This is a genomic window from Mesorhizobium sp. M7A.F.Ca.US.005.03.1.1 (assembly GCF_003997975.1).
Classification (GTDB): Bacteria; Pseudomonadota; Alphaproteobacteria; order Rhizobiales; family Rhizobiaceae; genus Mesorhizobium; species Mesorhizobium ciceri.
Map to the genome: position 1 here is coordinate 1 of NZ_RZRO01000142.1, position 11609 is coordinate 11609.

Below are 11609 nucleotides of genomic sequence, written 5' to 3' on the forward strand. Positions count from 1 at the left end.
GGCACCCGCAACGCGGGAGCCCAATCCCACTGCGGCCCCGCCGGCTGTCGCGAACGCCGAGAGCCCTGCCTTGCCGACAAGCAACCAGCCGGACCAACCTGCTGTCGCGTTGAACGTGCCCAAACCGGAGATTCCCCCGGCCGTCGACGACATCGCCCAACGGGTGTCATGGGTTCGCGACTTCGGCGGCGGCGACTGTTTCTATGCGACGATGACCTCAGCAACCGACAAGGCTGCCGCGATCGAAGGCTTTGGAACATCGGTCCAGCCATTCGAAGGCATGCTGGCCGAGTTCCAGGCCAAATTCCATGTCGAGCCGGACATCAGCGTCCGGCTCATTGAACCAAGCCAATGCGAAGTCACCAATTTTCTGCGCTTTATCGGGCAGACCGCATCAGACAAGCCGCAGCTTGTTCTCGATCGGACATCGGTGCCAAACGGTACGCCGATCAGCGGAACGCTGGTGACGCGTGGCGGGCTCAGGTCCAGCGTGCTGTTGATCGACCATAAAGGCATGGTGTTCAATCTCGACGACCGCATCGTCGTAGAACCCGGCAAGGCTACTTTCAGCATCCCGATTGGTCTCGGGGCCGCCGACAAAGCCGCCGGAAAGGCGGTGCCGCAGATCATAATGGTGATCACGGGCCCTCAGGACATCCAGGCAGCCGCGTTCTCCACGCCCATGCCAGCCTCGGTGCTGCTCCCCAAGATTCTCGAAGAAATCGAGACCGACGGGTCTCAATTCTCTGCCACCGCCCAGTATTTCCGGCTCGGCGGATAGCATGGGCGCCCGATGCAACTCAGCCGCTCTGACCCGCCGATAAGGCAGTTTGATCCGGTTCGGGCCCCTGCCCTGCGTGGCAGCATGAGGCTTGCGGTCATGGGGGGGGCGGCCCTGTTGGCCGTGCTGTCATCCAGCGAAGCGCGCGCCGAGTTCACGGTCTGCAATCAGACTCTGGATGTCGTCAATCTCGCCGTCGGCCAGAAGGTCGACAATGCGGACCAGACCGATGGCTGGTGGACCATCGGCGCCAATCAATGCGTAAACGTCATTCGTGAGGAACTGACGAACCGCTACATCTACATCTACGCAACGGACGTGTTTGGTCATGCGATCCTCACAGGATCGACCGAAATGTGCATTGAGCGGCGACGTTTTTCGATACGCGGCATCGACGAGTGCTGGCAGCGCGGCCATATCGCGGCACAATTTCTTGAAGTCGATACCCTCGAACAGGCGCGGTGGACTTTCTTCCTTACGGGAAGCAATCCGTGACGCACGGTATCGACACGAGCTTCAGGCAGAAAAAGCAGGCGCGCGCGGCCCTTCGCAGGCGCACGCTTCGGCACAGGCTTGTTGCCGGTCTCGCGGTGGCTGTGCTGCTCTCTATCGCCGCCGGTTTCTACCTCACCGCCGAGTATTGGTCGTTCGGAGACGAAGACGAGGAGTTGCATGCGGTCGAAGGGGCGGACGATATGCCGGCGGACGCATCCGTGTATGTGCCAGCCATTATCGATCTGGCGGGGGACCCGATGTGGATCACGCTGGCGCCCGATGCCAGCGCCGCAACCAAAGGCCGGACAATGCCGCGCCCGGCGGAACTCAACCAGGCCGGCGTTTCTCCACAGATCGAAATCCTGTCTGACGTCATGCTTAGCGCGAGCGAAAAATTCATGACAACGATACCGTCGACGCAAGAGGATTTTGCATTCTTCCAGGCGCAACGAAAGACTGCTGCCCCCCCATCCGGTGATCTGCAGAATGATCTTGAGCCATCGCCGATAGAGGGGGAACCAGCCGCAGCGCCCGACCAAAGGGCGGACGCCGATGATCCCGAAGCCGGCTGGGGCGAGACCATCGATGCGGGCGATGCAGCCCTTCCCGCATTCCAGAAGACGCAGATCGAAAACAACACGAGTGTCGCAACCGTCTCGAATGAGTATCAGCGGTTCGAGGCGACCGAAGACACGTTCGTGAAAATCCTCAACGACCGCTCTTTGGACAGCGTCGCGCTCGATGCGCATTTCTCCGCAGAGGACGCCAAGCTGGCAGGGCAAGCGCTGAAGGCGCTTTTCAACCGCGACGGCCTGGAACCGGGCTATGTCATCGCCATGCGTGGTTTCAGGCCGAGGCGCGAGACGACGACCATGTCGCTGATGCAGGTGTCCATCTACGCCAAGAACGTCTTTGTCGGCACGCTGACACGCAATGCGGCGGGCGCATTCGTATCGGGTGTCGATCCCTGGGTCCGTGAAGATCTGTTCAACTATTCGGGCGCACAGGGGGAAGGCACGCACAAGCGGCAGTATCGCCTGCTCGACGCGATCTACTCGACGGCGGCTCGCAACAGTGTTCCAACCGGCGTGATCGGCGAAGCGATCATGTACCTATCGCGAGGGCAGGATCTGGACGCCTTCGCCAGCGAGGACCAGCGCCTTGTGCTGATCTACTCGCAAACGTCGCGCGGCAAGGGCGAGACTGACGGGCGTGTGCTGTATGTCGGCGTGCAGGGCACCGAAAAGAGCCTCGACTGTTTCGTCTTCCAGCTGAGCGAGGGCCAGTTTGCGTGCGTTACCGGTGACGATCAGGTCCGCTCGCTGACGGTCACCAACGGCATGGTCACGCCCGTCAACGGGGTGATGACATCCACCTTCGGGCCACGCAAGCATCCAATTCTCGGCACCGTTCGCATCCACAAGGGCGTCGACTGGGCGGCTCCCGTTGGCACGCCGATCGCAGCCGCCTTCGATGGTGACATCACCTTCCAGGGCGATGGCGGCAGCTATGGCAATCTGGTGAAGATCTCGCACCCAAACGGGCGCGAGACGCGCTATGCGCATATGCTGAGATTTGCAATCGGGACCGGTGTCGGAACCAGGGTGAAAGCCGGCGATGTGATCGGCTATATCGGCACCACCGGCCTTTCGACCGGGCCCCACCTGCATTTCGAACTCTACCAGAATGGCGCAGCGATCGACCCACTCGGCACGGTCACCGCGGTCGCTTCCGACGATTCCGCGGTCGAGACGCTCACCGACCGTATCGTTCATGTCGAAAGCGGCGGCAGCGCTCGCGCCAAGAACCCAAATTCCTCAGCAACCGGTGCAGGGCAATTCATAAGCAAGACCTGGATCAGGATGATGAACACCTACCGCCCGGAACTTGCGCGCACGCTGTCGACAGCCGCCCTGCTCGCACTGCGCTACGACGCCACGATCTCGCGTGAGATGGTTCGCAACCTGGCTCGCGAAGGCGAGGCCTATCTTCGGGAGCGTGGTCACCAGATTACGGCGGGCAGACTCTATCTCTGTCATTTCCTGGGAATGGAAGGCGCGCACCAGGTGCTGTCGGCCACAGGTTCGGCGCAACTGAGCGCCGTGCTGGGGTCGGCCGTCATCCAGGCCAACCCGTTTCTCACCGGCAAGACCGCCAGCTACGTCGTGGACTGGGCCGAAAGGAAAATGGGCCAGAAGCTGGGCCGCATGGCCACTGGCGCCGCCCAGCAGACAACGACCACGGAGGTCCGCCAGACGTCACCGGAGTTTGAAAAATACAAGCAGGCCGTCACCGCCGTCATAAGCTCAATTCAGAATACGCCTTGAACCACGCTCGCGCTGCTCTATCAGATGCTCACCCCTGTCCAAATTCCATCGGGTAGAACAATCTTCGCCCCATCCCAAGCTGCGGCGCAGCTTTGCGTGGCTATTGTGTCTTTATCCGCATTTCCACGCGGCGATTGAGCGGATCGTATGGGTTGGAACTGCGCGGGTTCTTTTCACCCATGCCGACCGCGTTGATGCGATCAGGCTCGATGCCGCTGGCCGTGAGGAAGGCGGCTACCGATTTCGCTCGTCGTTGCGACAGGCCTTCGTTGTGGTGCACCGTGCCGGTGGCATCGGTATAGCCTTCGACGACGAAGCTGAACGTGCTCAGCCGGTTGTCCTTCAGGGCTTTGGCGAACTCGTCGAGTTCAGCGCGCGCGGTGGCGTCAAGTTCGGCCGAATCCAAGCCGAAATTGATCAGCATGTCGAGGCCGGTTTTCACTGCCGACGCGTCATTAGACTTGCTTTTGCACTCCTCCGCGGAGCCAACACAAATCCCGCGGGACTTGCCGAGATCGGCCGCACCAGCAAAAAACTTCACGATGTCTTCCGATTTCTGAACGGGGTCGGCGGAAGCGTGGGTCGAGAAAAGCACGACCGCCAACACAAAAGCTGAACTGCTCCACTGCATAGCGGCTCCTCCTGGTTGAGTATTCCGATTTTCGATGTTGGGATCATAGCAAATTCGCAGGCAATTGTCTGTCTGCAATCGCCGGGGGCGTGACAGTTGTTGCCGCGTCACCGGTTGAGACTTGACCCGCGCCGCGCCTAAGGCTTGAGTGGCCAAGCTTCTCGATGAAAGCGTGGCGGTCATGGCCAATGGGCTCCGGTTCAAAACGGCAAGGGATCTTTTCGCGGCGTGTCCTGCTATTGCGCGGGACATGAGGAGCCTTCCAACCGACCAGCGCTCGATCGAGTTTTGCCGCGACCTTCTCGCAGGGCGCGTTCCCGAGGAAGCGGTTACATTTTGTGCCTACCTGCTTCCCGAGCGAGCCGCGGTCTGGTGGGCCCATGAATGCCTGAGCCACCTGGCCGACCTGTTGGATGAGACCGATCATCAGTTGCTCCCGCTGGTCCACAACTGGGTGGGCGAACCGGACAGTCTCCGCCACCAGGCGGCGCTCAGCACAGCCGGCGCGACGCCGCCAACAACGCCGGTCGGCTGGATTGCTCTGGCCGCGGGATGGCGTGACAATGGTTCGGCCAGGGCCGCGACGATGGCACCGGCGTTGCTGCCGTTTCCAGCTGCCCACGCAATCAATGCCGGGATTCTGGCCGGACTGGCGCGTGTCGCACTGGCTGACCGGTTCACCGTTCTTTCGGCATTTGTCGAAATGGGCATCCAGATGGCTGAGATCGAGGCCCTGAGCCAAGCAGCGGATGCGGATTAGAGCATTCGCCCGGCAGAAACCGATGGATGCCGTCATCATCCTGGCTTACTTACAGCCACCTTGCGCCCATTTTGCGAGCGCCACCTTGAAGCGCGTTCCAAGCGGATGTTGAAGCCGTAAGACAGACACGTCGTTGGCGGCGAAATTTTTCGACTGTTCACACAGCCGGGCCTCGTTCCATTCATGGCAACCGTCGCAGTGCTTTCCTTCCCATACCGACTTGTCGAGCCCCTCCACAGGACTGAAGCGTGGCTTGCCCTTGATCAGCTCCGCAATGCTCTTGCCGTCGATTTCCGGATCGCCGAAATCGACAGGATGGTCAAAAAAGATAGGCTCGTCGGAGGCAAGCCTTGGGATTTTCTGACGAAGCATATCGAGCGAAAGTTGGGCGTCGTCGGCGCCCGACGGGTTTGCCGCAACGTTTCGCCCATCCGAACCGGCTTCCGATTTCTGAGTGGTCGCCTCGCCGACGATCAGCGGTGCGTTGAGGTCGATCTTGTGCAGGACGACCTCAGTGGTCAGCGAGACATTGCTCCAGGGGCGCTGTTTGCCGGCGGTTACCTTGAAGACATCGGCGGTAACGCGGTTCATGGCTTCGGTGATGGAAACGTTTGTTTCGCCCATATGCGCCAGCAGCGCCGAAGCGAACGGCGAATGTTGGCCCGACCCGTCAAAGGCGACCTGATTGGGACTGGTGGCGAACGCGACAAGCGTGCCGGCGCCACCATTCTCGATGGGAATTTCGGCAAGGCCGCTTCTTGCTCCCTTCACGCCGGCGGTCTTTGCCAGCACTTCGGCAAGCGGATTGTCACGGCAAGCGTCGAGAAAAATCAACCTTATGCTGGTCTCGCGCGACATTTGCCGCAGGACGAAGTCCACGGGCACCGCCTCGAAATCGAGCGAAGTCTCGTCCTCGAGTGCTGCGTCGACCGGAAGAAGGTAGTTGCTGCCTGAAACCTGCAACCCGTGGCCGGCGTAGAAAAAAAGGGCGATATCGGCGCCGCGCACCTGCTTTGCGAATTGCGCAATCGTCGTCTGGGTCTGCAATTTGGTCAGATCGAAGCCGGAAACGACTTCAAAGTCCAGATTCTCGAGGCGTTCGGCCATGGCGTGGGCGTCGCGTACCGGATTGGTCAGCGCCGGCGCATGCTCATATTGGGAGTTGCCAAGGACCAACGCAACACGGCGTTCAGCACTGGCGGCCGACAAAGTCAAAAGCAGTGCCAGCGCTACAAGCGCAATGGCGCCCACAAGTCCACCGCAATGGCCGATACGATCAAAACCCACCCGGGACAACAGGGCGTCCCTCAGTTGACGAGCTTAGTGGCGGAAAACTCGATCCGCCGATTGAGCGCCTTGTTCTTCGGCGTGTCGTTGTCGGCAACCGGGCGCTCCTCGCCATAGCCAGTCGCCGCGATCTGGGTGCGCGGAATGCCAGCGGCAACTATGGCGTCGGCAACCGCCTGGGCCCTTCGCTCCGACAGGCGCTTGTTCTCGATGGGCGACCCGTCGGAATCGGTGTGTCCAGAAACCTCGACCTTCAGGCCCGGGCACTTGCCCACGACGCCGACGACCTCAGCAAGCAGCGGCCGGCTTTGGCTATCGAGCCGCGCGCTCGCCGTTCTAAAGTAGATGGCTCCGGTGCGCGACAGCACCGCGAACCTGTTGAGGCACTCCTCGTCGCTGAAGCTGGTCTTCGCCGCATCGGTGGTGACAGGCCCGACATCGGCAGTGCTCGCCGCAACCGGTTGGACAACAGCCGGCTTGCTGCCGTCAGCGACGAAAACGAAATCGAATGAAACCGATGCCGTGGGAACAATATTGGTCACGTTGGCCGCCTGCTGGAGTTTATCCACGTTCGGCAGCAATCCGAAGTCTTCCACATGCACGGCGACAGGAGCCTCCGAAGCGACCGACACCATGGTGTCGCTGATCATGGTGACCACGATGTTGGCTTGAAGATCCTTGTCGACCCCGTGCAGGCTGAGACGGAACGGAAGAACCGCCTTCACACGTCGCTTGGTCGCCAGGTCGGCAAATGCGGCGGGATCTACCTTCGCGGTCAGTTCGGCGGAGGGAAACTTGAATGTCTCGAAGAAAAGGAACCGCATGCGGACGTTGCGAAGGTCAACCCCTGTATCGACCGAATTGAGGTCGAAGGTGACTTTCGCATCACCCGCCGAGGTGAGGCTACCGGAAATATTCCTGATCTTGTTGGTTTCGACGATCGTGTTCTTCTTGACCGATTGGTAGGTCAGGACCGAAGCGGTCGAGTCCAGCGTCCAGTTCGTCTCTGCCTTCGCAGTTCCCAGTCCGGGCCAAATCAACACCAACAACGCAACGACCAAGCCAAGCGCGTTTATAACGAGCCAGCCTCTTGCCCGTGTTTTCCACCAGACTCCCACGACTTCGAACATGGAACCCCTGCCTAGAGCAGTTCACGATTTCTCAGCGAGGAGCATAGAACACTTGCTGTCGCTTGGCGAGCATCTCGCGTGGTGCGGTGCACCACTCCCGAGCGATGCAAATCTCGGGTTCATCGTCTTGGTTAGAAGGCGATCTTCAGTCCGAGCTTGGCGCCGATGGTGGAACTGTCCGATGACACCTTGCCGCGAACTTCGCCGTTGACGGTGGTCGCGGCCGACATCTTCAGGTTGAAGCCGGTCGACAGCGCGGCGGAAAAATCGGCATCGTTGAAGTCGATCTCCCTGGTGTCGATTTCGGTGGTGTTCTTGTAGCCGAAACGCTGCTGCAATTCGCCTCGCGCATAGGGGCTGATCACCATTCCGTTGCTTAGCGTGTAGTCGCCATAGATGCCGGGCTCGAGCTTGATCGCGCCAAAAGAAAGCTTGCTCTTGCCGAACTCGTTGCCGCCGCTGTCTTTATAGGGATCGCCACGGAAGGAAACGCCAAGCAGGCCGCCACGCAGATCGAAGCGGGTGCGCTCGCCCAGCTTGAAGATATGGCCGACCGATGCCGTCACTGCATAGCCCTTGGTATCATAGCTGCCGGTGGTGCCGAGCACGCCGTTCGTCACGTCGCTTCCACCGATGAAGCCGGAGGCCGAGACGAGCGCGTAATTGTAGTCCTTGCGAAACAGCGCGTAGCCGCCGAACAGGCCGGCCTTGTTGGTACCTTCGCCGATGGCATCAAATCCCCGAAACGCGCCGAGGTTGACGTCGGTCGAGGCGTAGCCGGCGAAAACGCCGATGTTCAGGCCGTACTCATTGTCGAACTGGAAGTGTTTGGCGGCATTGAAATCCAGGCTGATGGCAGCCGAAAAATCATTGGCATCGAAGCTCGGGCCGGAGCCGTTCAAGCCGCCGCCGCTGATGTTGTAGCCGTCATGCTCGGTATGGGCGAACTGGCCTGAAGCAAAGACCCCGAAACTTTCCGAAACCGGCACCATTCCAGAACCGGATGCGGGCGAGAGATGCAGGTCAGCATCGAGCGCGTCGCGGTTTATGCCGTAGAGAGCCTCGATTGCCACCGCGACCGCGCCGGCGTTGGTGGCACTGGTCGGCGCCGCCGCAATGCCAAAATTGACTGGCGTGGCACGCAGGAACACGCTGCCATTCGGGCCTGTGACGATCGCATAGGTGAAAAGCGAACCCGGTGTGCCGGGCACGCCTGCGACGCTGAACGTCCCGGTGACCGGGCCGTTGGTCGAAACAATGAGCGGTATGTCGGTCGGCTCGGCAAATTGCGGCGTGCCGAGCAGGTTGACGATGATGGTATTGGCGCCGGTTGCCGAAAACGCATCGGCAATGAGCTGATCCGACTGAGATGTCTGCTGGTTGATGTCGAGGCCGATGCTGGCACCGTTGAGGGTGAGGCCGCCTAGCGTCAACACATCGCCAGCGACACCGTTCGTCATGTCGATCAGCGAATTCGTCGCGATGATCGAACCCGGCATGGTGACGTTGCCGTTGATGAACAGCGTCGAGCCACTGCCCAGGTTGAGGTGGTTGATGCCTTGTATGCCGCCGTTGAAGCGCAGCGTGGAATTGTCGGAGGAAAAATTGTCGAAGCCGGTAAAGTTCTGGCTCTTGCCGCCGGCAGCGAGATCGGTGCCGGTGATGGTGCCGTTGGCGCCCGTGCCGCTGAACAGAACGCCATCGCTCAAATTGAGTGGGTCAACCGCACCGATGCCGTCGATCACGAGCGTGTCGGGACCAAGACCGGTAATGTTACCGCCGATCGTGCCGCCCGACAGATGGACATGCTCGGCGTCTATGCCGCCCGTGATGGTGCCGCCGGTGACCGAGACATTGTCGAAGCCGGCGCCGCCGGAAACGCTGGATCCGATGGCGCCGCCGCTGATGACAATCAGATCGTCACCGACATCGCCGGTGACCTCTCCCGCAAGCACGCCGCCGGAGACCAATATCTGATCGTTGCCGTCGTTGCCTTCCAGAAAACTGTTTATGGTGCCGCCGCGCAGCGTAATAACATCATTGCCGGCACCACCGCTTACCGCACCCGCAAGAGTGCCGCCGGTCATGTCGAAGGTGTCGTCACCATCCTCCAGCCCGACAGAATCCGTGCCCTCCCCACCCTCACCTGGGTCGATGCCGACACTGGCGTTGCCCGAGATCGATACGCTGTCGTCCTGGCTGCCGGCATAGATCGAGCCGTCGACCGTGCCGCCGCTGACGGTATAGGTGTTGCCGCCGCCTTCGCCGAACACCGAGCCGGTCACATGGCCCGCGGTCATGTTGAAAATGTCGGCGCCGCCCGCAAGATCAACGATGCCCGGCGATATGGTTGTGCCGACGGTTCCACCGTCGATGTTGACGGTGTCGTTGCCATCGTTGCCGAAAATGCTGCCGCCTATGGTGGCGTTGCCACTGACCGTTATTGTGTCGTTGCCGGCCTCTCCATCGATATCCAATTCGATTGCGGTATTGCCGCCGATGCTGACCTGGTCGTCGCCGGCCCCGGCATCCACGGCCTCGACGTTGCCTCCCCCTATGGTAATGGTATCACCGCCCTCACCCCCAGAGATGATACCGACGATTGGCTCGCTGAAAAAAACGCCTTCCTCGACCTCGAGGATACCGACCGATATCAGGTCGTCACCGATGCCACCGGTCACATTGCCGACCTGTGTGCCGCTGCCGGATATCACGACACTGTCGACACCATCTCCAAGATCGATGTCGTGGATGCTGCCGGCCTGGATGATAACGGTGTCATCGCCCGCCCCGGCGTCGAGATTGGCGTCGACATTTGGGGCGAACGGATCGCCCGACAAATCCCCATAGGACATCTCGAACCGGTCGTTGCCGCCAAAGAGTTCGAGGGTCCCCTCTGCCGACTGCAAGGATGTCGTTGCCGATGACGTTACCGGCGGCAGGCCACTTATGACGGGGGTAGGCGTGCTGTTGTCCAGGATACCGCCAAAGATGCTAACAATGTCATCGCCGTTTCCGTCATAATCGTTGACGATGACTGTTGACGAGTCGTTGGCTTGCCCCTTGTATCCCGCGAACCCCGTCGTGAATACGCCGCCGACATCCTGGACGTTTCCAGTTGTGCTGCACTCGACCGTGACCGATGTCGTTTCGAACGTCGTTTCGGCCGAGATGCCTGAGCCGACTGTTGTACCAGCACCGCTTGCGATAGCCGAGCACGCTTCCGCGCCAGATATCTGCAACGTGGATGCCGCCGCTAACGCAAGCAACGAAACACCCGCCAATTGATAGGCCTCGCGCGGCACTCTCATTCGATCCCACCTTACGAGAATCGATACCGTCACAGTTAAGGCAATTACAATAAATCACCGGCCCTTCAATGGGGCTCGTTGACTTGATTGACAGGCAGTGTACGCAGCGCGCTGCTCGTCGGCAATGGTTAGGCGTTCGCTCTCAGGCCACTATAAGGTCATGTGTGGCGACAAGGTCACTATCGAACTCAGATTGAACCGCTCAGATGCAGTACGACGCGGTACAAGGACGCGAACATCTAGAGGTCAGAATAGGCTGCCGAAACGGTCAGGCTTCCCGCGTGGGCAACCTTGCGGTCGTAACTTGCCCATATTTCCCCGCCGCACTGCTGGGCCCAGCGATGACAAAAAGAAAAATCGGTAGGCAAGTCCACGTCCGGCGTCACGATCTTCGAAAATGGCGTCAGAAAGCTCTCGAACTGTGCGGCGTATTTGTTTTTTCTGTAGCGCGACCGGTTCACCGTTTCGGGCAGTTTCTCAATTATCCTGGCGACGCAGTCGCGCGAAACCAAGAAGATACCCGTGCCACATAGCGATACCCGCACAAAGCCGCCCATCTCCTGCCGCGGTTCGATGATGGTTCCGAGGAACTCCAGGCTTTGCGCAAAGGCCTTGTCGAACGGCAGTTTCGACAGCGAGTGAAGTTTGCGAAGGTCGACCAGACGCCGCGGATACAAAGTTCCGACTACAGGCTTGTCGAGCGCCAGCATCGCGGCAATGAGATCGGGCGAAAAGCCCATGTCGCTGTCGATCATCAGGATGTGACTGCAGTCCAGCTTCTTGTAGTAGAAATTCGTGAGCAGATAGTTCCGAGAAAACGGTATATCCGTGTACTCGATTTCCGACAGCGTGAACGCGTAGCTGGAAAGGCTTTCGTGAGTCAGGGC

8 protein-coding genes and 1 pseudogene are annotated in these 11609 nt (G+C 60.1%); 4 read left to right on the top strand and 5 right to left on the bottom strand.

The features are described from left to right. The 3 genes and pseudogenes from EN990_RS32880 to EN990_RS32890 all read left to right on the top strand — a co-directional run. Positions 1–781 (top strand): annotated as a pseudogene (locus EN990_RS32880) (serine/threonine protein kinase); the annotation flags it as partial. Positions 782–865: 84 nt separating this feature from the next. Then, positions 866–1276: a DUF1036 domain-containing protein gene (locus EN990_RS32885; protein WP_024504491.1), complete on the top strand. Its 411-nt coding sequence runs from the start codon at positions 866–868 to the stop codon at positions 1274–1276. Further along, complete coding sequence (locus EN990_RS32890; RefSeq protein ID WP_127388528.1) at positions 1273–3603, top strand: M23 family metallopeptidase; 2331 nt, start codon at positions 1273–1275, stop codon at positions 3601–3603. The genes EN990_RS32885 and EN990_RS32890 overlap by 4 nt, the downstream gene beginning before the upstream one ends. A gap of 100 nt (positions 3604–3703) precedes the next feature. On the opposite strand, the gene EN990_RS32895 is transcribed toward EN990_RS32890, so the two are convergent. Continuing rightward, positions 3704–4234 (bottom strand): OmpA family protein, encoded by a 531-nt coding sequence (locus tag EN990_RS32895; protein ID WP_013525282.1) that lies wholly within the window; start codon positions 4232–4234, stop codon positions 3704–3706. Positions 4235–4382: 148 nt separating this feature from the next. On the opposite strand from EN990_RS32895, the gene EN990_RS32900 reads away from it, so the two are divergent. After that, positions 4383–4994 carry a hypothetical protein gene (locus EN990_RS32900; RefSeq protein ID WP_224673521.1) on the top strand — a complete coding sequence of 204 codons (612 nt, stop codon included), beginning with the start codon at positions 4383–4385 and terminating at the stop codon, positions 4992–4994. A gap of 45 nt (positions 4995–5039) precedes the next feature. Here the strand turns inward: EN990_RS32900 and EN990_RS32905 are convergent, their stop codons facing one another. From EN990_RS32905 to EN990_RS32920, 4 genes are all read right to left on the bottom strand, one after another. Continuing rightward, positions 5040–6281 (bottom strand): caspase domain-containing protein, encoded by a 1242-nt coding sequence (locus EN990_RS32905; protein WP_224673649.1) that lies wholly within the window; start codon positions 6279–6281, stop codon positions 5040–5042. Between the two features lie 20 nt (positions 6282–6301). After that, the gene (locus tag EN990_RS32910) at positions 6302–7411 is read right to left on the bottom strand and encodes an OmpA family protein (protein ID WP_024504495.1); all 1110 of its coding nucleotides are present in this window, start codon (positions 7409–7411) and stop codon (positions 6302–6304) included. 131 nt (positions 7412–7542) lie between these two features. Then, a complete protein-coding gene (locus tag EN990_RS32915) occupies positions 7543–10722 on the bottom strand; it encodes an autotransporter domain-containing protein (RefSeq protein ID WP_127388529.1) in 3180 nt (1059 codons plus the stop codon). Between the two features lie 239 nt (positions 10723–10961). Then, positions 10962–11609: hypothetical protein (locus tag EN990_RS32920; protein ID WP_127388530.1), on the bottom strand; the 648-nt coding region annotated here is incomplete at its 5' end.

Bases quoted from the DNA above. Each gene is read 5' to 3' on its own strand.
- EN990_RS32915 (WP_127388529.1), bottom strand. From the start codon at position 10,722: ATGAGAGTGCCGCGCGAGGCCTATCAATTGGCGGGTGTTTCGTTGCTT.
- EN990_RS32885 (WP_024504491.1), top strand. From the start codon at position 866: ATGAGGCTTGCGGTCATGGGGGGGGCGGCCCTGTTGGCCGTGCTGTCA.
- EN990_RS32895 (WP_013525282.1), bottom strand. From the start codon at position 4,234: ATGCAGTGGAGCAGTTCAGCTTTTGTGTTGGCGGTCGTGCTTTTCTCG.
- EN990_RS32910 (WP_024504495.1), bottom strand. From the start codon at position 7,411: ATGTTCGAAGTCGTGGGAGTCTGGTGGAAAACACGGGCAAGAGGCTGG.